The following is a 22808-nucleotide window of genomic DNA, read 5'->3' on the forward strand; positions in this document are numbered from 1 at the left end:
CTCGCCAGGAACACCAACAATATTGCCGGCGAGCGCCAACCATGACATCACCCAGCCAGTTCTCTCCCGACCATCCAATCCCCATCCAGCAGCGCATTTTCGGTGCTCGCGACCTATTTTCACTGTGGTTTTCCCTCGGCATCGGCCTGATGGTACTGCAGGTCGGCGCCATGCTGGCGCCAGGCCTGGGCCTTGCTGGCGCCGTGCTGGCCATCGCCCTGGGCACCGGTGTCGGTGTGCTGTTGCTGGGTGCGGCGGGGGTTATCGGCAGCGACACCGGCCTGTCCGCCATGGGCACCCTGAAACTCAGCCTGGGCAGCCATGGCGCGCGCTTGCCGGCGCTGCTCAACTTGCTGCAACTGGTGGGTTGGGGCGCTTTCGAGATTATCGTCATGCGCGATGCTGCCAGCTTGCTGGGGGCGCGAGCGTTCGGTGAGGACAGTGCCTGGAACAGCCCCATGCTCTGGACGTTGTGCTTCGGTGCCCTGGCCACCCTGCTGGCCGTCAGCGGGCCACTGGCCTTCGTGCGCAAAGTGCTGCGCGCCTGGGGCATCTGGTTGTTGCTGGGCGCTTGCCTGTGGCTGACCTGGAACCTGTTCGCCAAGGCTGACCTGGCGGAGCTGTGGAACCGTGCCGGGGATGGTTCGATGTCGCTGGCGGTTGGCTTCGATATCGTCATCGCCATGCCGCTGTCCTGGCTGCCGCTGATCGCGGACTACTCGCGCTTTGCCCGCAATGGCAAGCATGTGTTCGGCGGCACGATCGTTGGCTACTTCATCGGCAACACCTGGCTGATGAGCCTGGGCGTGGCGTACACGCTGGCGTTCGCCGCCAGTGGCGAAGTCAATGCCCTGCTGCTGGCCCTGGCAGGCGCCGGCATGGGGATTCCGCTGCTGCTTATTCTGCTGGACGAGTCGGAAAAGGCTTTCGCCGACATTCACTCGGCGGCGGTTTCCACTGGTGTGCTGCTACCGCTGAAGGTCGAGCACCTGGCGTTGGCCATCGGCGTGTTGTGCACCCTGATTGCCCTGTTGGCGCCGCTGGCACAGTACGAAAACTTCCTGTTGTTGATCGGCTCGGTGTTCGCGCCGCTGTTCGGCGTGGTGCTGATGGACCACTACGTGGTCCGTCGACGCCGTCTGCCAGCGCAGGTCAATGGCTTGCACTGGCAGGCGTTGGTGGCCTGGTTTGCCGGGGCGGTGGCCTATCACCTGATTGCCGCCAAGGCGCCGGAACTGGGCGCTACCCTGCCCGCATTGCTGCTGGCAGGTGTGCTGCATGGGCTGCTAAGCCTCAGCCGCGGCCGGGAAACAGTTCAGGCTTGAGTACGCCATTCAGGCGCGGGTAGGGGATCTTCAGTTCCACGTGGCCCATGGAATAGGGCGCGATGGCATAGACCTCGTACTTGACCACTACCGCGCCGTACGTCAGGGCGACGTGCGGCGATTTCTTGAACGGCCAGGTCTTGACGAACTCGGCATCCTTGTCCATTCCCACGCTCATCAGCCAGGCACGGTGCGATTCTTCGACGGTTTTCCAGAAGGTGTCTTCCTGGCCGGGCACCAGCATGTCCTGCAGGGTCAGCACCTTGTCCAGTTTGCGTGAATAGTTGATGAAGCCGCGCCCGGGCATGCCGTGGGCGCCACCGCTGTCCAGGTAGCTGGACAACTCGATGATCACCAGCCCGTCATGCTGCTCGCGTACCTTGGCTTGCAAGTAGCTGCTGTTACGTTTGTCGGCACTGGCCAGATATTGCTGTTCGTAGGCCTGCAGGGTGGCTGGTGCGGTGCCATGCTGATTGTCTTCGGTCAGTTGCAGCAGGCGTTTTTCGACGATGCCGTCGAGCTTGGGCAGGGCCGGGAAGTGGATCATGTCGATGTTCACCAGCGGGCAGTCGCTCTCGCTGCAGCCGGGTTTGACATGCTCCCAGGCGTCGCGCTTGACCTCGAGCGGGGCCCGGTAGTTGGGCGTGAACAGGCTCTGGCAGGCGCCCAGAGCGAGTGCCAGCACGGCCACGGAAGTCAGTTTGACAAGTGTCATGATGATCCTTGCAGAACAGGGAAAAGTCGGCCTTTGACCGTCTGCGCGGCCTTCAGTTCGCCACTAAGCTAACAGAGTGAAGGGCTGCTGTCCCGAGTGCGCCAGCGGTTGCTGGAAAGGGGTGAAACCAACAGGCGTGCGGAGTAGGATGGCGCGAAGCAGTATTCGAGGTAATGAGGATTTCCATGTCAGACGCGTTGAACGCTGTGCCCAAGGGCTTCGAAATCATCGAGCGGGCCAATTGCTTCCAGGGCTTTTACAAGCTCGACAAGTTACGCCTGCGCCACGAGCTATTTGCCGGGGGCATGGGGCGCGAGATCAGTCGCGAACTGTTTGTGCGCCACGATGCGGTATGCGTGCTGCCGTACGACCCTGTGCGGGACGAAGTGGTGCTGATCGAGCAGTTCCGCGTGGGCGCACTGGACAAGGTCGCCAACCCTTGGCTGATCGAGATGGTTGCCGGGCTGATCGACAAAGACGAGCAGCCCGAGGAAGTCGCCCATCGCGAGGCTGAAGAAGAAGCAGGCCTGACGTTCAGCGCCCTGTGGCCGATGACCCGCTACTTCCCGTCGCCTGGCGGCAGTGACGAATACGTTCACCTGTTCCTAGGCCGTTGCAGCAGCGAGGGCGCGGGAGGGCTGCATGGCCTGGAGGAAGAGGGCGAAGACATTCGCGTACGCGTGTGGGCGTTCGAGGATGCCCTGCAGGCGGTGCGCGACGGGCGCATCTGCAATGCGGCCACCATCATTGGCCTGCAATGGCTGGCGCTGAACCGTGACGAAGTAAGAGGTATGTGGAAGTGAACCTGCTGCGCGAGCGCTATCGAGTTGACCTGGTCGGGCTGCAGGCAGCCTGCGAGGCCAACTATGCCCGGCTGATGCGCTTGTTGCCCGACATGCGCACCACCCAGAGCTCGCGCCGCATCGGCATGACCCAGGGTGACCAGATGCTTGGCGTGCTGGTGCTCGACGTGGTGCTGGCCTGCCCGTATACCACCACCCTGCATGTGCGCCAGGAACACAGCCTGCCGTGGCTGCCAGTGCCCCACCTGGAAGTGCAGGTGTATCACGATGCGCGCATGGCCGAAGTGGTCAGCGCCGAACACACCCGGCGCCTGCGCAGCATCTACCCGTATCCGAACGACGCCATGCACCAGCCGGACGAAAAGGCTCAGCTCAACCTTTTCCTGGGGGAATGGCTCAGCCACTGCCTGGCCTGCGGCCACGAACTGGCAAGTGTTCGCTGAATTGTGACGTGAGTCGGTTGCGGGTGTTTGCTCGTCACCGTCGCACAGCCATAATTCCCGCTGAATCCATTCGAGGAGATGGCCGTTGTCGCCGCCAGACCAATCCCGCCCCGTGCATGTGGTGCAACTGACCGATGCCCACCTGTTCGCCGACCCGGCTGGCAGCATGCTGGGCCTCAAGACCCGAGACAGCCTGCGCCACGTGGTGGCCCAGGTGCGGCGCGAGCAGCCGCTTGTCGACTTGCTGCTGTGCACGGGCGACCTGTCCCAGGATGCCAGCGTGGCATCCTATGAAGCGTTTCGGGAGCTGACCGCACCGTTTGCCGTGCCCACGCGCTGGCTGCCGGGTAACCATGACGAGGCTCAGGTGATGGCGCAGGTGGCGCCGGAACTGGTGCAGGCGGTGACCGATATTGGCGCATGGCGGGTAGTCATGCTCAACACCGCCGTGCACGGTGCTACCCACGGGTTTCTGCAAGACGACCAGCTGGCCGTGCTGGAAGCCGCCTTGAAAGAGGCTGGCGAGCGGCATTGCCTGGTGTGCTTCCACCATCAGCCAGTGGACATCGGCTGCGCCTGGATCGCGCCGATCGGCTTGCGCAATGCCCAGGCGCTGTTCGATATCGTTGAAGGATATCCACAGGTACGGGCTTTGCTATGGGGGCATGTGCATCAGGAATGGGATGAGGTCCGAGGGGGGCGGCGCCTGCTGGCCACGCCGTCGACCTGCATTCAGTTCGCGGCGCGCAGCGAAGACTTCCAGGTGAGCGAAGAGCCTCCGGGGTATCGCTGGTTGCGCCTGCATGCCGACGGGCGGCTGGAAACCGGGGTGGAGCGGGCGCTGGATTTCGAGGTGCAGCTCGACTTCGATAGCCCTGGCTATTGATGATTTTGGGGCTGCTGCGCAGCCCTATCGCGACACAAGGCCGCTCCCACAGGNTGGGAGCGGCCTTGTGTCGCGATAGGGGCGCAAAGCCCCCCCGGCACTCTAAAAGCTGTTGAAGAATGTGTTGCTAAAACCCCTGTGCGGCGCCAAAACCCGGCGAACGCGCTACACTGCGCGTCCCTGCGCCCGCATTATCAGGCGCGAAGCCACAGATTCCGGGGGCAGCATGTCGGGTTCCATCCTCTATATCCATGGCTTCAACAGCTCGCCGCTTTCGACCAAGGCGCGTCAGCTGGAGGCAGTCATGCAGCAGCTCGGCCTGGCCGACCAGCTGCGAGTGCCGGCCCTGCACCACCACCCACGGCAAGCCATGGTCCAGCTCGAAGCGGCCATCGCCGAACTGGGTGCGCCACTGCTGGTGGGCAGTTCGCTCGGCGGCTACTATGCCACCCATCTGGCCGAGCGCCATGGCCTCAAGGCCCTTCTGGTCAACCCGGCGGTAACCCCGCACAAGCATTTCGACGGTTACCTGGGCACCCAGCGCAACCATTACAGCGGTGAAACCTGGGAACTGACCCACGATCACGTGCAGGCCCTGGCCGAACTGGAAGTCGCGGCCCCGGCCGATGCCGACCGCTATCAAGTGTGGCTGCAGACCGCCGATGAAACCCTGGACTATCGCCACGCCGAGCGCTATTACCGTGCTTGTGCCCTGCGTATCCAGGCCGGTGGCGACCACAGCTTCCAGGGCTTCGCCGAGCGCCTGCCGGCACTGCTGGCCTTCGCCGGCATTGCCCGTGGGCAGTATGCGGCGCTCGATTTTTCTGTATTTTGACTTTTTTGCATTCACCAGACTGACGACGAGACCCTATGGCCAATCCCAGCGCTAGCGCCTATAACGCAGACGCCATCGAAGTCCTCTCGGGCCTTGATCCGGTCCGCAAGCGGCCGGGCATGTACACCGATACCAGCCGCCCCAACCACCTGGCCCAGGAAGTCATCGACAACAGTGTCGACGAAGCACTGGCCGGCCACGCGCGTTCGGTGCAGGTCATCCTGCATGCCGACCATTCGCTGGAAGTCAGCGACGACGGCCGCGGCATGCCGGTGGACATCCATCCGGAAGAGGGCGTGTCCGGGGTCGAGCTGATCCTCACCAAGCTGCACGCCGGCGGCAAGTTCTCCAACAAGAACTATCAGTTTTCCGGTGGCCTGCACGGGGTGGGCATCTCGGTGGTCAACGCCCTGTCGACGCAGGTGCGTGTGCGCGTCAAGCGTGACGGCAATGAATACCAGATGACCTTTGCCGATGGCTTCAAGGCCAGCGAGCTGGAAGTGGTCGGCTCGGTTGGCAAGCGCAACACCGGCACCAGCGTGTACTTCAGCCCAGACCCGAAGTACTTCGACTCGCCCAAGTTTTCCATCAGCCGTCTCAAGCACGTGCTCAAGGCCAAGGCGGTATTGTGCCCGGGGCTGCTGGTCAGCTTCGAGGACAAGGCCAGCGGCGAAAAGGTGGAATGGCACTACGAGGATGGCCTGCGCTCCTACCTGGTCGACTCGGTCAACGAATTCCAGCGCCTGCCCGACGAGCCGTTCTGTGGCAGCCTGGCGGGTAACAAGGAAGCGGTTGACTGGGCTTTGCTGTGGCTGCCCGAAGGCGGCGACAGCATTCAGGAAAGCTACGTCAACCTGATCCCCACCGCCCAGGGCGGCACCCACGTCAACGGCCTGCGCCAGGGCCTGCTGGATGCCATGCGTGAGTTCTGCGAGTTCCGCAACTTGCTGCCGCGCGGGGTGAAGCTGGCGCCGGAAGACGTTTGGGAGCGCATCACCTTCGTACTGTCGATGAAGATGCAGGACCCGCAGTTCTCCGGGCAGACCAAAGAGCGCCTGTCATCGCGCGAGGCCGCCGCGTTCGTCTCCGGTGTGGTCAAGGATGCTTTCAGCCTGTGGCTCAACGCCCACCCCGAGCTGGGCATGCAACTGGCAGAACTGGCCATCAGCAACGCCGGTCGCCGCCTCAAGGCCAGCAAGAAGGTCGAGCGCAAGCGCATCACACAGGGCCCGGCATTGCCCGGCAAGCTGGCCGATTGTGCGGGCCAGGACCCGATGCGTGCCGAGTTGTTCCTGGTCGAGGGTGACTCGGCCGGTGGTTCGGCCAAGCAGGCGCGGGACAAGGAATTCCAGGCCATCCTGCCGCTGCGCGGCAAGATCCTCAACACCTGGGAAGTAGACGGTGGCGAAGTCCTGGCCAGCCAGGAAGTGCACAACATTGCCGTGGCCATTGGCGTCGATCCGGGGGCAACCGACCTTGCGCAGCTGCGCTATGGCAAGATTTGCATCCTCGCCGACGCTGACTCCGATGGTCTGCACATCGCCACATTGCTGTGTGCGCTGTTTGTTCAGCACTTCCGGGCACTGGTCGAAGCTGGGCACGTTTACGTGGCCATGCCGCCCCTGTACCGCATCGACCTGGGCAAGGAAATCTACTACGCCCTCGACGAAGCCGAGCGTGACGGCATCCTCGACCGCCTGGTGGCTGAGAAGAAGCGCGGCAAGCCGCAGGTAACACGCTTCAAGGGCCTGGGCGAGATGAACCCGCCGCAGTTGCGCGAAACCACCATGGACCCGAACACCCGGCGCCTGGTGCAGCTGACCCTGGACGACGTAGAAGCCACCTGCGAGCTGATGGACAAGCTGCTGGCCAAGAAGCGCGCCGGTGACCGCAAGAGTTGGCTGGAAACCAAGGGCAACCTGGCCGAGGTCATGGTTTGATTCGGCAAGTACTTGCCGTTTGCCTGGCGCTGGTTGCCCTGCCTTCCCTGGCGGGCAACTGGCCAGAGCTGAAGATGACAGCCGAGCACCCGATCGACGGTATGCGCGGTGGCAACCTGTCGGGGCTGGTGGAATGCCGGGGCGGGTTGTGGGGCGTGTCCGACCGTGACGACGACCGTATCTACCGCTTCGATCAGCAGAACCCTACCTGGCGCGCGCAGCCGCTGACCTTCACCCCGCCGGCTGTCCCGGAAAGCGGCCTCCCATGGGGGTTGAAGTCGCGCAATTGGGCGGCATCGTACATTCGCGGTGGCGAGCTGGATTTCGAAGGTATCACCTGTGACCAGGCGGGTAACCTCTATCTGGTCAGCGAGGCGCATGCCGCGGTGCTGCAATTGCCGCTGGAAGGCGAGCCGGACTGGTTGAGGATCGACTCGGCCATGGTGCGCCAGGCCCGGGCAAGCGGCATGCTGCTGAACTTCAATGCCCTGTTCGAAGGCCTGGCGATCAACCCGACGGGTGACCGCCTGTGGCTGGCTGCGGAGCGTGAGCGCCGTGGCTTGGTGGCCATCGAGCGCCAGCAGTCGGTCTGGACCTGCGGGCGTGGTTGCGTGCTGCTGAGCGAGGCGGGGGTCGAAATGCAACCCGCGCAGATGCCCAATGCCAGGGCCCTGTCGCGCGACTTCGCTGACCTGGCCTGGTTCGAGGGCAAGCTGTTTACCCTCGAACGCAACGCCTACCGGGTGTGCCGACGTGATGTCGACAGTGGCAAGGTCGAGCGTTGCTGGTCGTTCGCTGCTGATGCGCTGGTCGAGTCACGGCGCTACGCGCAGCCGTTTGGCCTGGCCGAAGCACTGGTGATCGATGCCAAGGGCGCCTGGATTGGCCTGGACAACAACAACGGCGCCCGTGCCGACGGTGAAACCCGCCCACTCGTCTGGCGCTTCGACGCACCGGAAGGTGGCTGGAGCGCCAAACCATGAGCCAGGCGCCGGGCAAGCGCGCGGGCAAGTTGCTGATGATCGTCGCTTGGGCGGCGGCGCTGTTTCTTGCCACGCGTTTTTTCGGCCAGTGGGAAGACAGCCAGCGTAATCCCAACAGCCAGGTGCAATCCGAACATGGTCAAGGCTTTATCGAAGTGCGCCTGCTGAGTAATGGCCAGGGCCACTTCGTGGTGGATGGTGCCATCAACGGCCAGGTGGTGCATTTCATGCTCGACACCGGCGCCACCGATGTGGCGATCCCGGAGGCGTTGGCTCATGAACTGAGCCTGGAGCGCGGTAGCCCGGTGCTACTGAGCACCGCCAATGGCCGTACTGAAGGTTACCGCACGCGCCTGACCAGCCTGCAACTGGGCGATATCCGCCTGCAGAACGTACGCGCCATCGTGGTGCCGGGCCTGGATGGGGCCACCGTACTGCTGGGTATGAGTGCCCTGCAACAACTTTAATTTACCCAGCGCGGTGGCACCATGTTGCTGCGCCAGAACCTGAAATGACGAGGCCCGCATGAGCGACTCACTGGAACTCAGCCTGGACGGCGTAGAACGCCGCTCGCTGGCTGAATTCACCGAACAGGCCTACCTCAACTACTCCATGTACGTGATCATGGACCGTGCCCTGCCGCACATCGGCGACGGCCTGAAGCCGGTGCAGCGCCGCATCGTCTACGCCATGAGCGAGTTGGGGCTCGATGCCGATGCCAAGCACAAGAAGTCGGCACGTACCGTCGGTGACGTGCTTGGCAAGTTCCATCCCCATGGCGATTCGGCCTGCTACGAGGCCATGGTGCTGATGGCGCAGCCGTTCAGCTACCGCTACACCTTGGTCGATGGCCAGGGCAACTGGGGTGCGCCGGATGATCCGAAGTCGTTCGCCGCCATGCGCTACACCGAGGCGCGGCTGTCACGCTACGCTGAAGTGCTGCTCAGCGAAGTCGGCCAGGGCACCGTGGACTGGGTGCCGAACTTCGACGGCACGTTGCAGGAGCCGGCCGTGCTGCCTGCGCGCCTGCCCAACATCCTGCTCAACGGTACCACCGGTATCGCCGTGGGCATGGCCACCGACGTGCCGCCGCACAACCTGCGAGAGGTGGCCAGTGCCTGTGTGCGACTGCTCGATGAGCCCAAGGCAACCATCGAGCAGTTGTGCGAGCACATCCAAGGGCCGGATTACCCGACCGAGGCGGAGATCGTCACGCCGCGGGCTGAAATTCTCAAGATGTACGAAAGCGGCCGCGGCTCGATCCGCATGCGCGCCGTGTACCGCGTCGAGGATGGCGACATCGTCGTCACTGCGCTGCCGCACCAGGTCTCCGGGGCCAAAGTGCTGGAGCAGATTGCCGCGCAGATGCAGGCCAAGAAGCTGCCGATGGTCGCCGACCTGCGCGACGAGTCGGACCACGAGAACCCTTGCCGTATTGTCATCATCCCGCGATCCAACCGCGTCGATGTCGACGAGCTGATGCAGCACCTGTTCGCTACCACCGACCTGGAAAGCACCTACCGGGTCAACGTGAATATCATCGGCCTGGACGGCCGGCCGCAGTTGAAAAACCTGCGAACCATCTTGGTGGAGTGGCTGGAATTCCGCACCAATACCGTTCGTCGCCGCCTGCAGCACCGTCTGGATAAGGTCGAGAAGCGTCTGCACCTGTTGGACGGTTTGCTCACCGCATTCCTCAACCTGGATGAAGTGATCCACATCATCCGTACTGAGGAATACCCCAAGCAGGCCCTGATCGAACGTTTCGAGCTGACCGAGATCCAGGCCGACTACATCCTCGAGACCCGCCTGCGGCAGTTGGCGCGCCTGGAAGAGATGAAAATCCGCGGTGAGCAGGATGAGTTGCTGAAGGAGCAAGCCAAGCTGCAGGCCTTGCTGGGGAGCGAGGCCAAACTGCGCAAGCTGGTGCGCAGCGAGCTGATCAAGGATGCCGAAACCTATGGCGATGATCGTCGCTCGCCGATCGTAGCGCGTGCCGAAGCCAAGGCCCTATCGGAAAACGAGCTGATGCCGACCGAGCCCGTCACCGTGGTGCTGTCGGAGAAGGGCTGGGTGCGCTGCGCCAAGGGCCACGATATCGACGCCACTGGCCTTTCCTACAAGGCCGGCGACGGTTTCAAGGCTGCTGCGGCTGGGCGTTCCAACCAGTTTGCCGTGCTTATCGATTCCACCGGTCGCAGCTACTCGCTGGCGGCCCACAGCCTGCCATCGGCGCGTGGCCAGGGCGAGCCGCTGACTGGCCGTCTGACGCCGCCACCGGGGGCGACTTTCGAATGTGTGTTGTTGCCTGACGACGATGCGCTGTACGTGGTGGCTTCGGATGCCGGTTACGGCTTCGTGGTCAAGGGTGAAGACCTGCAGGCCAAGAACAAGGCCGGCAAAGGCCTGCTCAGCTTGCCCAACGGGGCCAAGGTCATGACCCCGCGTCCAGTAGCTGATCGCGAGCAGGACTGGTTGGCGGCCGTGACCACCGAAGGCCGCTTGCTGGTGTTCAAGGTCAGCGACTTGCCGCAGCTGGGTAAAGGCAAGGGCAACAAGATCATTGGCGTGCCGGGTGACCGGGTGGCCAGCCGTGAAGAATTTGTTACCGATCTGGCCGTGATTCCCGAAGGCGCGACCCTTGTATTGCAGGCCGGCAAGCGTACCCTGTCTTTGAAGGCGGACGACCTGGAGCACTACAAGGGCGAGCGCGGTCGGCGCGGCAGCAAGCTGCCACGCGGGTTCCAGCGCGTCGATGGGTTGCAGGTGGAAGTGCCGACATAACCGGTTGTAATGTCTGGAACGGCAATTTCAACGCCGTTTCGGGCAGAAATGCTGGAGTCGGACGGTTATTTCGCGGATGATATGCCCCTTGCGGTGCCGGCGTGGCCGTGTGCCCGTTTGAATCTACATGTATCACTGCGGTGTGCCTTGTGGCAGCCGCCTGGATGGGATGATGAAATTTCTGCGCCTTCCATTTGCGCTGTTGATGACTGGCCTGCTGGGCCTTGGCGGGTGCACCATGCATCAGCCGGTTGCCCTGTATCAGCTCGACAGTGGTGATCCTGGCCAGCCGTCGCAGAGTGCGGGCATGGCCGTGGTACTCGGCCCGGTATCGGTGGCCGATTACCTTCAGCGTGAGACGTTCCTGCAGCGTCAACCTGATGGCAGCCTGAGCGCGGCGACCGACGGTCGTTGGGCTGGCAGCCTGTCATCGGATATCGACCAGCTGCTGGTGCGTCAACTGGCCTGGCGCCTGGACAGCCAACGCGTAGTACTGGCCCCGGCGACCGCAGGCTTCAGCCCGGACGTGCAAGTGCTGCTGTCGATTACACGCCTGGACTCGGGCAAGAACCAGCCGGCCATCCTGGATGCCCAGTGGCGTCTGCTTGACCGCCGTGGCCGTGTGCGTGACAACCGTATCATTCACCTCGAGCAGCAGCATGAGGGCAGTGAGTCGTCGCAGGTGCAGGCTCAGGGCCAACTGCTGCAGAAGCTGGCCGAACAGCTGAGCACGGCGGTGAAGCCGCTGGCCAACCAGCCGGCGATTGCCGAAGAAGCACCGAAAAAGCCCGCTGCACCGACGCAGGTGAAGAAGGGGCCGGAGAAACCCAAAATCCCGATGGCCTCGCCGATTCGCACCGATATGGAAGTTTATCGGTTCTGATCAAGCGGCCAGATACGACAAAGCCCGCATTCGCTGCGGGCTTTTTTGTATCTGCCGGTCTTCGTAGGAGCGGGTTTACCCGCGAAGAGGCCGGCCCTGCTGACCAATTTCCACCCGCCGTTCACCGTTGCCGCCGCCACCGTATTCGCGGGTAAACCCGCTCCTACCGGGGGCGCTATTGGCTGGATCTTGCGCCAGGCACGTGATCGCAAGGAAACCAGCCTGGCTCAAGACATGCGCTGTAGATGCAGCGTATGCCTGTCAGGCGCGGTGCTCATGCATGCGTGCCAGTTGCCGTTCCAGCATTGACGGGTAGGGCTCCATCAGTCGCTCCACACAGCAGGCGCCTTCGGGGCTGGCGATCGGGCGAATACGCGCACGCTGGCGAATGAGGGCGTCATCGTTGATCTGCCGCTCTACCAGCAACAGGTTACGGCTGTGCTGCGACAGTGCCAGGGCATCCTGGACCTTCTCGGCCATCAACAGGTCAACCAGTTCCAGCCCATGCAGGTCGTTGCCCAAGACCAGGCCTAGCTGCAGTTGCAGGGTAATGCCGCTGTCGGCTACCTCGATCTGCAGGGCGTGGCCCAGGGCGCGCAACAGTTCGCCACAGCAAATGGCGTTGGTCAGGTAGTCCTCGCCACACTCGCGGCTGTGGAACAGCACCAAGGTGCTGCCGTCGTTCAGCGTGTGGGTTTCACCGTCGTAGAGCGAGGCTGCGTGCTCCAGGCAATCGCGGTAGCGCTCGGTCAGCTCGGCCAGGCGTGTGCGTGGCAGGCGACGCAGTTGCTCCTGCGAGCCCAGCTGCACGGCAAGTACGGCGCTGTACTGCGGCTCGTCGGACTCGACCTCTGCGGCGGCCTTGGGTGCAGTGTCGTCGTCCAGCAGGCCGGCGAAGGCCTCGTCGTCATCCTCGTCTTCCAGGGCAGGTTTGGCGCGCGGTACGGCCTTGGGTGCCGGGGCAGCGGCGGGCAGGTCGTCGAACTGCTCGTCGTCTTCTTCCTCAGGCTCCGGCTCCGGGGGCGGAGGCGGGGCCAGGCGTGCATGCAGCTGGCGGGCGATGTCGCCAATTTCGTCCTGGCGGTCGGTGGCCGGGGTATAGGGCTGCGGGTCGCGCAGCCATACCCGCAGCTGCAGCAGTGGCAGGGTGATGAAGCGGCCCTGACGCAAGCTGAGGGCCAAGGCCAGGGCCAGCAGGATAGCGGCCAGAATGCCCATGCTCTGCAGGCTGATCAGCATCGGTTGCTGGAACTGGCTCATGTCCAGGCTGATGCGCAACTGCCCGGCCGTCACGTCCTGGAACGTGATTTTGGTCTGGTACAGGCCTTCGGCCTCGCCCAGCAGGCTGTTGCGCGGGCGCTGGCCCGCTTCGGCGAGGATGCGGTTATCCACGCTGTAGATTGCGGCATGGGCCACCAGCGGGTTTTTAACCAGGTTGCCCAATAGCACGTTGAGGCTGAGGATGTCATTGGACACCAGCAGCTCGGTGGCCGATGTGGCCGTCTGGGTGGTCAGGCTCTGGCCCAAGGCATCGGCCTGCTCATGCATGGCCTGCTTGAACTGCAGGCCCATCACGCAGGCGTAGATCACCAGCGCCAGCGCCACCAGGAAAATGTTGGTGCAGGCGATGCGCAGTGCCAGCGGCACGCGACGTTGACTCAGGGCGCGATAGATCATCAGGAAGAAATTGTCTGGTTTGACTGGCGTGGGCCGGTTCACAGAGCTCGGCTCTTAATGGCATGAAAGTGGGGGGAGTATAGCGAGCCGGGTTTTGTCGGCAAAGTATCGTTGGCGCCCGATGGTCATGGAAAATCGGTAGAATGCGCATTTTTCATCGAAGTCGGAGCCAGGTTGTGCGCGAAATCGTCCTGATCAACATCACCGGTGAGGACCGTCCCGGTCTCACTGCGGCTATCACCGGCGTCCTGCTACAGGGCGGTGTGAGTATCCTCGACATCGGCCTGGCGGTCATGCACGGCACCTTGTCGTTTGGCATCCTGGTCGACATCCCGGACAACGAAGTGGCTACCGCGCTGTTGCAAAGCGTGCAGGCTAAAGCCCACGAACTGAACCTGCAGGCCCGTTACACGCCGATTTCCGAGGCGGACTACCAGCATTGGGCTGATGGGCATGGCGAAGCGCGCCACATCGTTACCCTGCTCAGCCGTAAGATTACTCCCGAGCAGCTGCAGCGGGTGAGTGCGGTGATCAGCCAGTACGGCCTGACCATCGAGCGTATCGAGCGCCTGTCGGCCCGGGTGGCACTGGATGCCGAAACCGACAAGGGTAAGGCAGCCGTCGAGATCTCCGTGCGCGGTGTACCGAGCGATGCCCAGGCCCTGCGTGCCGACTTCTTTGCCCTGGCTGAAGAGCTGAGCGTCGACATCGCCTTCCAGAAGGACGATCTGTTCCGCCGTAACCGCCGCCTGGCGGTGTTCGACATGGACTCCACGCTGATCGAGGCCGAAGTCATCGACGAACTGGCCAAGGCGGCGGGTGTGGGTGAGCAGGTGGCGGCGATCACCGAGCGCGCCATGCGCGGTGAACTGGACTTCCGCGCCAGCTTCAAAGAGCGCATGGCGCTGCTCAAGGGCCTGGATGTGGGGGTACTGGACGAGATCGGGGCATCGCTGCGCCTGACCGAGGGTGCCGAGAACCTGTTTGCCGAGCTCAAGCGCCTGGGATACAAGACCGCGATTCTGTCCGGTGGCTTTACCTATTTCGCTCGTCAGGTGCAGGCGCGCCTGGGTATCGACTATGTGTTCGCCAACGAACTTGAAGTGGTCGATGGCAAGGTGACGGGCGTGGCTGTTGAGCCGATTGTCGATGCCCAGCGCAAGGCCGATTTGTTGAAGAAGCTGGCCAGTGACGAAGGCTTGCAACTGGAGCAGACCATCGCCGTGGGCGATGGTGCCAATGACCTGCCGATGCTGTCGCTGGCCGGTTTGGGCGTGGCGTTTCGTGCCAAGCCGCTGGTGCGCCAGTCGGCCAAGCAGGCGATTTCCACCTTGGGGCTGGACGGGGTGCTGTATCTGCTGGGCCTGCGTGATCGTGACGCCCGCGGCTGATCCGTAAATCCGGGGCCGCATGGCGGCCCAACGAAAAAGGCCCTGCATATGCAGGGCCTTTCTCATATGGCTCGAATCAAGCCTGCACAGGCGCCGCCAGCTGCTGCCCCATGCGCACTGCAGAACCCGCACCCAGGCTCTCAGCCCACTTCACCTGCTCCGGCCCGAACAGCACGATGGCGGTCGAACCCAGCTTGAAGCGGCCTAGTTCGGCACCTTTCTCCAGGTGGATCGGCGTGCGGCTGGCTTCGTCGTAGCGGAAGGTCTTCAGCTCACGTTTGGGCGGCGTGACCAGCCCGGCCCATACCGTTTCGATCGAGGCGACGATCATCGCGCCGACCAGTACCACAGCCATTGGCCCACGCTCTGTATCGAACAGGCAGACCACGCGCTCGTTGCGAGCGAACAGCTCGGGGACATTCTCTGCGGTGGTCTGGTTGACCGAGAACAGGCGGCCCGGCACATAGACCATTTCGCGCAGGGTGCCGGCCAGCGGCATGTGCACGCGGTGGTAGTCCTTGGGCGACAGGTAGATGGTGGCAAACTCGCCGCCCATGAACGGCGCGGCCATGGCCGGATCACCGCCCAGCAGCTCTTGCGCGCTGAAACCGTGGCCTTTGGCCTGGAAGATACGACCGTGCTCGATCGGGCCAAGCTGGCTGACCGCACCGTCGGCCGGGCACAGGATGGCGCCCGGGGTTTCGTCCAGCGGACGGGCACCAGGTTTCAAGGCGCGGGTGAAGAACGCATTGAAGTGCTCGTAAGCGCTCAGGTCTTCGACCAGCGCCTCGCTCATGTTCACCTGGTAGCGCTTGGCGAACCATGCGGTGAAGGCGTTCTTGAACCAGCGCACGCGGCACTCGGCGATGCAGCCGGCCAGCCGCGACAGCAGGTGGTGCGGCAGCAGGTACTGGCTGATGATGAACAGACGGGATTTCATGCAGGTTCCTTAGACTTCTACAGGCGTGTCCGGGTGGTTGCCCCATTCGCCCCACGAGCCGGCGTAGGCCTTGACGCGTGGGTAACCGAGGGACTTGGCCACCAGGTAAGTGAAACCGGAGCGGCGGTGGGTCTGGCAGTGGGTGATCACCTCCTTGTCAGGGGTGATGCCCAGTTGCTTGAGGACTTCAGCGATGTCCTGGCGGATGCGCAGGTGGTCGTTGAAATCCATGCCGGCGGTCCACTCGAAGTTGATCGCGCCGGGGATGTGGCCGCCTTTGGCTGCCAGCACTTTTTCGCCGCTGAATTCCTGCGGGCCGCGTGCGTCCCAGATGACCAGGTCATCGGCGCCCAGGCGGCTTTGCAGGTACTCGCGGGTGGCAGTGGGTGCGCTGTCTATGTGCAGGTGCACCGGGGCGCTGCCAATGGCAGGCACTGCGGTGGACAGCTTGTCTGCCGGCCAGGCCTGGATACCGCCATTGAGGTAGTGGTAGCGCTCGTGGCCGATGACATCGAGCAGCCAGATGAAGCGCCCGGCCCAGCCGCCGCCTTCATCGTCGTACACCACATACACGGCATCGGCGCGGTGGCCGAGTTCGCTGAACAGTTTTTCGAGCTCGCCCAGGGCTGGCAGCAGGCCGGGCGCCGGGGGCTGGCCGAGCTGGGTGCGCTTGCCTTCGACAAAGCGCGCGCCGGGGATATGCCCGCTGACATAGCGGTTGGCGCTGCTCAGGTCGACCAGGATCAGCTGCGGCGAATCCAGGCGTGGCAGCAGGTCTGCAGCTTCGATCACCAGGGGCAGGCCGGAAAAGTCGGTCATCCACGGTCTCCAGTGTGGAAAGAGGGGCGATTGTAGCGCAAGGCTCAACCCTTGCGGTTGGTAAACACCGACAAGGCCCGCTCGATGCATTGCGCGGTCTTGCCGAAGGCTTGCACGCTGATATCGGCCAAAGGCCGGCAGCCCTGGTCGGCCACCAACAGCATCAGCACCTGGTCGTTCGCAGCCAGCGAGCGAAGCAGTACATGTTCGCTGCGGAACAAGGTGCGCAGCGGGGCGGGCAGCAGCGCCGAGAACTGGCTGTGGTTTTCCGGTGTGATGCGCAACTGCCCGGCCTGACTCAGCAGCTTTTGCAGCAGCTTGTTCTGCGATACCTGCAGGGCCAGAGCCCCGGCCTCCTTGGGCAGGCCGGCAATTTGCTGCACGCGCAGGTAGTCACTGGCCTTGTCCAGGCTAAGCAGCATGATGCGTTGCATGCCGCAGGCCAGCAGGGCCTCACGGGCCTGCGTGGCCAGGTGCACGGTGTTGGTGAACGGGCTGGGTTGGGCCAGCAGGTGCTGGCACAGCGTGCGCCAGCGTGCCAGGTCGTCGCTGCTGGGCGGTGGCGGGGCCAGCATGTCCGGGTGAGGGCGGCGTTGGTGCCACGGCCAGATCAAGGCCTCGGCCGGGTGGAACAGGGCATGCCGGGCGTGGCGGCGGGCGCTGGCGGCAGCCTGCTGGTGCACCTGCTGCTGCACATCTTCCAGCGAGGTTTGCAGGTACAGCGCGGTCAGCAGTTGCCAGCGCAGCAGGTGCGGGTTGTCCCAGCCGACCTGTGCCGCCAGGGCCAGGTTGTTGGCCAGCAGTACGGTATTGGCCGGCTGGTTGAACCAGCGCCGCAGGCCGGGCTCGGCGTCCAGGCGGTGTTGCTGGCTGAGCAGGTCTTCGTCGCGGGCGATATTCAGCACCTGGGCCAGTTGTTCGCGCTCTTCCAGTAGCAGGCGATAACCCTGGGTGACCCATTGGGGCAGGCGCCAATACTCGGCCATGGTCTGGCACAGCGCCATGATGCGCACGCCAAACAGTTCTTCCTCGACGTGGGCGGCGTCTTCACCTTTGTGGATAACCCGCAGCTCCCAAGTGTCGAGCAGCTTGGGGTAGGCCAGTGCCAGTGGCCAGAGTGGCGACAGGAACAGCAGGCTGCCCCAGTGAATCTCTTGCCACAGCCGTGCCAGGCGGCTGGCGAACAGGCCGCTGGCCTGCTGTGCCGCATGCTGGCTGATCATCTGGAACTGGCACAGTACCGGCGGAATTTCCTCCACGGGCAGCGCCGGCAGGCGTTTGAGAAGCTGCTCGCTGCGCTCCAGGCCCAGGCGGTTGAGGGCGACTTCCAGGCTTTCGGCGGGTTCGGCAAGGCTGGCATTGGTGGGGTGATTGGCTTCGCGCATCACTGACAGCACCAGTGCCGGGCTATCCTGCATCAGTTCGGCGATATCGCGCAGCGAGCGACGGCTATCGTGGATGGCAGCCATGACCCGGTCGTAGCTGTGCTTCGGCACGGGGATGCGAACACTCTCGAGCAGCTTTACCCAGGCCTCTAGCGTACGCGGGGCCTGAGTGGGCACCTTGGTTTCAATTGGCATTTTGACATCAGTCCGAACTGGCTTTTCGCATTGAGTGGCTATAGTCTGGCGCAGTTCTGCCGATAAGTAGAAGAAGAGTTTTAAAGCTCCCGTCTCTTCCCCTGACCACGACAGCAAGTGCTTTGAACCTATGGCTAAAATTATCGGCATCATCGTCGTATTCGCGAGCGTGCTCGGCGGCTACGTGCTCTCCCACGGCAAGATCGCAGCGCTGATCCAGCCGTTCGAAGTACTGATCATCGGCGGTGCGGCCTTTGGTGCATTCCTGCAGGCCAACCCTGGCCACATGACCATGCACGTCATCAAGAAGTCGATGAAGATGTTCGGCTCGCGCTTCAGCCATGCCTTCTACCTGGAGGTGCTGGGCCTTGTGTACGAAATCCTCAACAAGAGCCGTCGCGAAGGCATGATGGCCATCGAGGCCGACATCGAGGACGCCGCTGCCAGCCCGATCTTCGCCAAGTACCCGACGGTACTGGCCGATGAGCGCATGACCGCGTTCGTCTGCGATTACCTGCGCATCATGTCCACCGGCAACATGGCCCCGCACGAGCTCGAGGGCCTGTTCGACATGGAACTGCTGAGCATGAAGGAAGAGCTGGAGCACCCGTCCCACGCGGTGACCGGCATCGCCGACGGTATGCCCGGGTTCGGTATCGTTGCGGCGGTACTGGGTATCGTGGTGACCATGGCCTCGCTGGGCGATGGCGATCAGGCGGCCATCGGCATGCACGTAGGTGCGGCGCTGGTGGGTACCTTCTTCGGTATTCTGGCGGCTTACGGGTTCTTCGGCCCTTTGGCCAAGTGCCTGGAGCACGATGCCAAGGAAGAACTGAACCTCTACGAATCGATCAAGGCTTCGCTGGTGGCCTCGGCGTCGGGCATGCCACCTTCGCTGGCGGTCGAGTTCGGGCGCAAGGTGCTGTACCCCAAGCACCGCCCAAGCTTCGCCGAACTGGAACAAGCGGTTCGCGGTCGCTGAGTCATGGAGAACAATCAGCCCATCATCGTCAAGCGCGTCAAGCGCTTTGGCGGCGGCCACCATGGTGGCGCCTGGAAAATCGCCTTTGCCGACTTCGCCACGGCGATGATGGCGTTCTTCCTGGTGCTGTGGCTGTTGTCCACGGCCACGCCTGAGCAGAAGATCGCCATTGCCGGCTACTTCCAGGACCCTATTGGTTTCTCCGAGAGTGGCACGCCTTATGTCATCGACCTGGGGGGTTCCCCGGAGATGGCGCCGGATAAAACCATCAATCCGGAAGTGAAGACCGAGCCGACGCAGCAGTCCCCCACTCAGCTGAACAAGGACCAGGTCGAGACCATGGCCGAGCAGGTCGAGCGCGAGCGTCTGGAGCTGTTGCTGCAGGAACTGCAGAACAAGGTGGAAGAGAACCCGCAGCTGCAGAAGTTCAAGGACCAGATCCTGTTCGAGATCACCCAGGACGGCCTGCGCATCCAGATCATGGATGCTGAGAACCGACCGATGTTCGACATCGGTAGCGCGCGCCTGCAGCCTTACTTCGAAGATATCCTGCTGGCCATGGCCGACACCATCAAGGCGGTGCCGAACAAGATCAGCATCAGCGGCCATACCGATGCCAAGCCGTATGCTGGCACTGGCGAGTACGGTAACTGGGAGCTGTCGGCCAACCGCGCCAACGCCGCGCGGCGTGCCCTGGTGGCGGGTGGTTACCCCGACGGCCAGGTGGCACGGGTCGTGGGGTACGCCTCGTCGTCACTGTTCGACCGCAAGGACCCGTTCAACCCGGTCAACCGCCGTATCGACATCATCGTGCTGACCAAGAAAGCCCAGCGCAATATCGAAGGTGAGCAGGGTGCGCCGGAAACACCGCCAGCTGCGCCAACGGCACCTGCAGCGCCAGCCAGTGGTGCTGCGCCAGGGGCTTCGGCACCGGCTGACCCAGGGGCAACTGAACAGGCACCGATGCAACCGCGCGAGCTGCGCCAGAAGCTGAACATCTTTGAAGATGGCACGCTGAAGATGGATGAAGCCAAGGATCAGTAAGCGGCTTTTTGGGGTGGGCAACTGTGCTACCCACCACCTGAACGCTGGCGCGATCACTGTAGGAGCGGGTTTACCCGCGAAGCCGCCAGTGCGGTGAATGGCACCGGCGTTGCCGGTGTTCGCGGCTAAAGTCGCTCCTACATACGCATCGGTGATTGGGCGCAGGCCGTCGTAGGAGCGGGTTCACCCGCGAAAGGGCCGGACCTGCTGGCCAATTTCCACCCGCCGTTCACCGTTGCAGTCGCCACCGTATTCGCGGGTAAACCCGCTCCTACAGGGGGGCGCGGCAACTTTCATTTCGAGCGTTTCAGTAGCTGTCTTCTGCCAGGCTGGCGATGATCGAGCGGTAGCTGTTCATGCGCTGCGGCTTGATGCGCCCCTCTTCCAGTGCCTTGAGCAGCGCGCAGCCCGGTTCGCGGTCATGCTTGCAGTCGCGGAAGCGGCAGGTGCCGAACAGGTCGCGGAACTCGATGAAGCCATCCTCCACGTCGTCGCGGCTGACATGGCCAAGGCCGAACTCGCGGATACCCGGCGAGTCGATCAGGTCCCCGCCATTGGGGAAGTGGTAAAGCCGCGCCGTGGTGGTGGTGTGAGTACCCTGGCCTGACCATTCCGACAAGTCGCCGACGCGGGTGCCCGCGTCTGGAAGCAGGCTGTTGACCAGCGACGACTTGCCCACCCCCGACTGGCCGACGAACACGCTGATATGGCCGTCGAGTTGTTGTTGCAGGCGCTGCATGCCATCGCCGTGGTGTGCCGAAACTTCCAGCAGCGGGTAGCCCAGTTCGCGGTAGACCTCCAGCAGCGCATGCAGGCCGGGGCCGTTCTCGTCGTTGATCAGGTCGGCTTTGTTCAGCAGCAGCAGCGGGCGCAGGCCGGCGTGCTCGGCCGCTACCAGATAGCGGTCGATCAGGTTCGGGTGCGGCTCCGGCGCCGGGGCGAACACGATCACGATCAGGTCGACGTTGGCTGCCACCGGCTTGAGTTGACCATGGTTGTTCGGCCGGCACAGCTCGGTGCTGCGCGGCATCTGCGCCACGATTACGCCGATGCCCTGGTTACCCGCACGCCACACGACACGGTCGCCGGTGACCAGTGCTGGCAGGTTTGCGCGCAAATGGCAGCGGAACACCTGGCCTGCGGTTTCGCCATCCTGAGCTTCAACTTCTACCTGCACGCCGAAGTGCGCGATCACTAGGCCCAGTTGCTCAGGCCCCAGGTCGCCACCTTCCAGTTCCTGCAGTGCATGCTGCTCGCGTTTGGCCGCGCGAGCGGCGCGCTCGCCCTGGATTTTTTCGATCCGCCAGTTTTGGCGGCGATTGAGCTGGCGTTTGGCCATGAAGGTACCGTAAGAGAGGCCCGGCGTGGGGCATTGAAAACGGCAGGCAGTTTAGCACGCCAGCCGCTGGACTATTCTGCTCACCTTTGTGCCGTGAATGGGCGTGCCTTGGCCACTAGGCTAATATGACCGCCTATATGAGGAGCCCCTGCATGCAAAACCCACAGAACCTGATCTGGATCGACCTGGAAATGACCGGCCTGGATCCGGACAGCGACGTCATCATCGAAATGGCCACCATCGTTACCGACAGCGAGCTCAATACCTTGGCCGAAGGCCCGGTAATCGCCATCCACCACAGTGACGAAGTGCTGGCGCGCATGGACGAGTGGAACACCCGCACCCATGGCGCTTCGGGGCTGACCCAGCGCGTGCGCGAGAGCAAGGTCAGCATGGCCGAAGCCGAGGCACAGACCATCGCCTTCCTCGAGCAGTGGGTGCCTAAAGGCAAGTCGCCGATCTGCGGCAACAGCATCTGCCAGGATCGTCGTTTCCTCTACCGCCACATGCGCAACCTGGAAAACTACTTCCACTACCGCAACCTGGATGTCTCCACCCTCAAGGAGCTGGCCGCGCGCTGGGCGCCGGACGTGCGTGACAGCTTCAAGAAGGGCAATACCCACCTGGCGCTGGACGATATCCGCGAATCGATCGCCGAACTGCGTCACTATCGCGAGCACTTCATCAAGCTGTGAGTCGAAACGGCGCAGATATTGTATCTGCGCCCCCTTTTGGTGCCTTGGGCAACTGGTTAGACTGCGCGCCTTTCCTGCACGGACCCGCACCATGTTGTTGATGCTCTACCTTATCGCCATTACCGCCGAAGCCATGACTGGCGCGCTGTCTGCCGGGCGTCGCGGCATGGACTGGTTTGGCGTGGTGCTGATCGCCTGCGTCACTGCGCTTGGGGGTGGCTCGGTGCGTGATGTGCTGCTCGGGCACTACCCGCTGACCTGGGTGAAGCACCCTGAGTACCTGGTGCTGACCAGTTTTGCGGCGCTGCTGACCATTTTCATTGCGCCAATGATGCGCCGCCTTCGCTCGCTGTTCCTGGTGCTCGATGCCCTGGGGCTGGTGGCGTTTACCCTGATAGGTTGCATGACGGCGCTGGAGATGGGGCAGGGCATGCTGGTGGCGTCGATCAGCGGGGTGATCACTGGGGTGTTTGGCGGGATCCTGCGGGATATCTTCTGCAACGACATCCCGCTGGTGTTCCGCCGCGAGCTGTATGCCAGTGTGTCATTTGCGGCGGCCTGGTTCTATCTGGGATGCGTGTATTTCAAGGTGCCGGCGGAGCAGGCGATGTTGCTGACTCTGTTTGGCGGCTTCCTGGTGCGCCTGTTGGCGATACGCTTCCACTGGGAAATGCCCAAGTTCCACTACAACGACCAGCAGTGACGCAATTTACAAGCGCAACATGGCCCATGTGGGAGCGGGCG

General features: G+C 63.2%; 21 protein-coding genes. 15 read left to right on the forward strand and 6 right to left on the reverse strand.

The window, feature by feature from the left end; all coding sequences use genetic code 11:
- The first annotated feature begins 41 nt into the window (after nt 1–41).
- Nucleotides 42–1325 carry a putative hydroxymethylpyrimidine transporter CytX gene (cytX, locus tag ACTJJN_RS01155; RefSeq protein WP_221099815.1) on the forward strand — a complete coding sequence of 428 codons (1284 nt, stop codon included), beginning with the start codon at nt 42–44 and terminating at the stop codon, nt 1323–1325.
- On the opposite strand, the gene ACTJJN_RS01160 is transcribed toward cytX, so the two are convergent.
- A complete protein-coding gene (locus ACTJJN_RS01160) occupies nt 1294–2040 on the reverse strand; it encodes an RsiV family protein (protein ID WP_003249476.1) in 747 nt (248 codons plus the stop codon). The two genes, cytX and ACTJJN_RS01160, sit on opposite strands and share 32 nt — an antisense overlap.
- A 185-nt stretch (nt 2041–2225) precedes the next feature.
- Here ACTJJN_RS01160 and ACTJJN_RS01165 point away from each other — a divergent pair, with 185 nt between their 5' ends.
- The 9 genes from ACTJJN_RS01165 to ACTJJN_RS01205 all read left to right on the forward strand — a co-directional run bounded on the left by ACTJJN_RS01165 (nt 2226) and on the right by ACTJJN_RS01205 (nt 11597).
- Nucleotides 2226–2843: an NUDIX domain-containing protein gene (locus tag ACTJJN_RS01165; RefSeq protein WP_179053250.1), complete on the forward strand. Its 618-nt coding sequence runs from the start codon at nt 2226–2228 to the stop codon at nt 2841–2843.
- Nucleotides 2834–3286 (forward strand): DUF1249 domain-containing protein, encoded by a 453-nt coding sequence (locus ACTJJN_RS01170; RefSeq protein ID WP_003249480.1) that lies wholly within the window; start codon nt 2834–2836, stop codon nt 3284–3286. Before ACTJJN_RS01165 ends, ACTJJN_RS01170 begins: the two co-directional genes overlap by 10 nt.
- Before the next feature lie 85 nt (nt 3287–3371).
- Nucleotides 3372–4172 (forward strand): 3',5'-cyclic-AMP phosphodiesterase, encoded by an 801-nt coding sequence (gene cpdA, locus ACTJJN_RS01175; RefSeq protein ID WP_012053867.1) that lies wholly within the window; start codon nt 3372–3374, stop codon nt 4170–4172.
- Between the two features lie 226 nt (nt 4173–4398).
- Nucleotides 4399–5007 (forward strand): YqiA/YcfP family alpha/beta fold hydrolase, encoded by a 609-nt coding sequence (locus ACTJJN_RS01180; RefSeq protein ID WP_003249484.1) that lies wholly within the window; start codon nt 4399–4401, stop codon nt 5005–5007.
- 35 nt (nt 5008–5042) lie between these two features.
- Nucleotides 5043–6947 carry a DNA topoisomerase IV subunit B gene (parE, locus tag ACTJJN_RS01185; protein ID WP_003249486.1) on the forward strand — a complete coding sequence of 635 codons (1905 nt, stop codon included), beginning with the start codon at nt 5043–5045 and terminating at the stop codon, nt 6945–6947.
- A complete protein-coding gene (locus ACTJJN_RS01190) occupies nt 6944–7930 on the forward strand; it encodes an esterase-like activity of phytase family protein (protein ID WP_440780756.1) in 987 nt (328 codons plus the stop codon). Before parE ends, ACTJJN_RS01190 begins: the two co-directional genes overlap by 4 nt.
- The gene (locus ACTJJN_RS01195; RefSeq protein ID WP_440780757.1) at nt 7927–8397 is read left to right on the forward strand and encodes a retropepsin-like aspartic protease family protein; all 471 of its coding nucleotides are present in this window, start codon (nt 7927–7929) and stop codon (nt 8395–8397) included. Before ACTJJN_RS01190 ends, ACTJJN_RS01195 begins: the two co-directional genes overlap by 4 nt.
- A 58-nt stretch (nt 8398–8455) precedes the next feature.
- Entirely contained in the window at nt 8456–10714 is a 2259-nt protein-coding gene (gene parC / locus ACTJJN_RS01200; protein ID WP_014754625.1) for a DNA topoisomerase IV subunit A, read from the forward strand.
- A gap of 172 nt (nt 10715–10886) precedes the next feature.
- Entirely contained in the window at nt 10887–11597 is a 711-nt protein-coding gene (locus ACTJJN_RS01205; protein ID WP_003249494.1) for a PqiC family protein, read from the forward strand.
- A 261-nt stretch (nt 11598–11858) separates the two neighbouring features.
- On the opposite strand, the gene ACTJJN_RS01210 is transcribed toward ACTJJN_RS01205, so the two are convergent.
- On the reverse strand, nt 11859–13316 hold the full coding sequence (locus ACTJJN_RS01210; RefSeq protein WP_003249496.1) for an AhpA/YtjB family protein: 1458 nt from the start codon (nt 13314–13316) through the stop codon (nt 11859–11861).
- Nucleotides 13317–13450: 134 nt separating this feature from the next.
- Here ACTJJN_RS01210 and serB point away from each other — a divergent pair, with 134 nt between their 5' ends.
- Nucleotides 13451–14665, forward strand: coding sequence for a phosphoserine phosphatase SerB (serB, locus tag ACTJJN_RS01215; protein ID WP_003249498.1), 1215 nt, complete (start codon nt 13451–13453; stop codon nt 14663–14665).
- Nucleotides 14666–14741: 76 nt separating this feature from the next.
- Here the strand turns inward: serB and asd are convergent, their stop codons facing one another.
- The 3 genes from asd to ACTJJN_RS01230 are packed head-to-tail and all read right to left on the reverse strand — an operon-like array spanning nt 14742 to nt 18004.
- Nucleotides 14742–15605: an archaetidylserine decarboxylase gene (asd, locus tag ACTJJN_RS01220; RefSeq protein WP_003249501.1), complete on the reverse strand. Its 864-nt coding sequence runs from the start codon at nt 15603–15605 to the stop codon at nt 14742–14744.
- Between the two features lie 9 nt (nt 15606–15614).
- Complete coding sequence (locus ACTJJN_RS01225; RefSeq protein WP_003249503.1) at nt 15615–16424, reverse strand: rhodanese-like domain-containing protein; 810 nt, start codon at nt 16422–16424, stop codon at nt 15615–15617.
- A gap of 44 nt (nt 16425–16468) precedes the next feature.
- Nucleotides 16469–18004, reverse strand: a complete 1536-nt coding sequence (locus ACTJJN_RS01230) for an HDOD domain-containing protein (RefSeq protein WP_003249505.1) — start codon at nt 18002–18004, stop codon at nt 16469–16471.
- A 130-nt stretch (nt 18005–18134) separates the two neighbouring features.
- Here ACTJJN_RS01230 and motA point away from each other — a divergent pair, with 130 nt between their 5' ends.
- Nucleotides 18135–18986, forward strand: a complete 852-nt coding sequence (gene motA / locus ACTJJN_RS01235; RefSeq protein ID WP_003249507.1) for a flagellar motor stator protein MotA — start codon at nt 18135–18137, stop codon at nt 18984–18986.
- A gap of 3 nt (nt 18987–18989) precedes the next feature.
- On the forward strand, nt 18990–20030 hold the full coding sequence (gene motB / locus ACTJJN_RS01240) for a flagellar motor protein MotB (RefSeq protein WP_003249509.1): 1041 nt from the start codon (nt 18990–18992) through the stop codon (nt 20028–20030).
- A 307-nt stretch (nt 20031–20337) separates the two neighbouring features.
- On the opposite strand, the gene rsgA is transcribed toward motB, so the two are convergent.
- The gene (gene rsgA, locus ACTJJN_RS01245; RefSeq protein ID WP_003249512.1) at nt 20338–21369 is read right to left on the reverse strand and encodes a small ribosomal subunit biogenesis GTPase RsgA; all 1032 of its coding nucleotides are present in this window, start codon (nt 21367–21369) and stop codon (nt 20338–20340) included.
- Nucleotides 21370–21521: 152 nt separating this feature from the next.
- Between rsgA and orn the strand changes: the two genes are divergently transcribed.
- Nucleotides 21522–22064, forward strand: coding sequence for an oligoribonuclease (gene orn / locus ACTJJN_RS01250; protein WP_003249514.1), 543 nt, complete (start codon nt 21522–21524; stop codon nt 22062–22064).
- Nucleotides 22065–22155: 91 nt separating this feature from the next.
- Nucleotides 22156–22767 carry a trimeric intracellular cation channel family protein gene (locus ACTJJN_RS01255; RefSeq protein WP_003249516.1) on the forward strand — a complete coding sequence of 204 codons (612 nt, stop codon included), beginning with the start codon at nt 22156–22158 and terminating at the stop codon, nt 22765–22767.
- Nucleotides 22768–22808 lie beyond the last annotated feature (41 nt).

Source organism: Pseudomonas sp. 22515 (assembly GCF_052044625.1).
Taxonomy (GTDB): Bacteria; Pseudomonadota; Gammaproteobacteria; order Pseudomonadales; family Pseudomonadaceae; genus Aquipseudomonas; species Aquipseudomonas alloputida.

What these genes read in the sequence shown, in the direction of transcription:
- ACTJJN_RS01230 (WP_003249505.1), bottom strand. Translation starts at nt 18,004, where the DNA reads ATGCCAATTGAAACCAAGGTGCCCACTCAGGCCCCGCGTACGCTAGAG.
- ACTJJN_RS01205 (WP_003249494.1), top strand. Translation starts at nt 10,887, where the DNA reads ATGAAATTTCTGCGCCTTCCATTTGCGCTGTTGATGACTGGCCTGCTG.
- cytX (WP_221099815.1), top strand. Translation starts at nt 42, where the DNA reads ATGACATCACCCAGCCAGTTCTCTCCCGACCATCCAATCCCCATCCAG.
- rsgA (WP_003249512.1), bottom strand. Translation starts at nt 21,369, where the DNA reads ATGGCCAAACGCCAGCTCAATCGCCGCCAAAACTGGCGGATCGAAAAA.
- ACTJJN_RS01225 (WP_003249503.1), bottom strand. Translation starts at nt 16,424, where the DNA reads ATGACCGACTTTTCCGGCCTGCCCCTGGTGATCGAAGCTGCAGACCTG.
- motB (WP_003249509.1), top strand. Translation starts at nt 18,990, where the DNA reads ATGGAGAACAATCAGCCCATCATCGTCAAGCGCGTCAAGCGCTTTGGC.
- ACTJJN_RS01165 (WP_179053250.1), top strand. Translation starts at nt 2,226, where the DNA reads ATGTCAGACGCGTTGAACGCTGTGCCCAAGGGCTTCGAAATCATCGAG.
- ACTJJN_RS01180 (WP_003249484.1), top strand. Translation starts at nt 4,399, where the DNA reads ATGTCGGGTTCCATCCTCTATATCCATGGCTTCAACAGCTCGCCGCTT.
- orn (WP_003249514.1), top strand. Translation starts at nt 21,522, where the DNA reads ATGCAAAACCCACAGAACCTGATCTGGATCGACCTGGAAATGACCGGC.
- asd (WP_003249501.1), bottom strand. Translation starts at nt 15,605, where the DNA reads ATGAAATCCCGTCTGTTCATCATCAGCCAGTACCTGCTGCCGCACCAC.
- ACTJJN_RS01160 (WP_003249476.1), bottom strand. Translation starts at nt 2,040, where the DNA reads ATGACACTTGTCAAACTGACTTCCGTGGCCGTGCTGGCACTCGCTCTG.
- motA (WP_003249507.1), top strand. Translation starts at nt 18,135, where the DNA reads ATGGCTAAAATTATCGGCATCATCGTCGTATTCGCGAGCGTGCTCGGC.
- ACTJJN_RS01195 (WP_440780757.1), top strand. Translation starts at nt 7,927, where the DNA reads ATGAGCCAGGCGCCGGGCAAGCGCGCGGGCAAGTTGCTGATGATCGTC.
- parC (WP_014754625.1), top strand. Translation starts at nt 8,456, where the DNA reads ATGAGCGACTCACTGGAACTCAGCCTGGACGGCGTAGAACGCCGCTCG.
- parE (WP_003249486.1), top strand. Translation starts at nt 5,043, where the DNA reads ATGGCCAATCCCAGCGCTAGCGCCTATAACGCAGACGCCATCGAAGTC.
- ACTJJN_RS01255 (WP_003249516.1), top strand. Translation starts at nt 22,156, where the DNA reads ATGTTGTTGATGCTCTACCTTATCGCCATTACCGCCGAAGCCATGACT.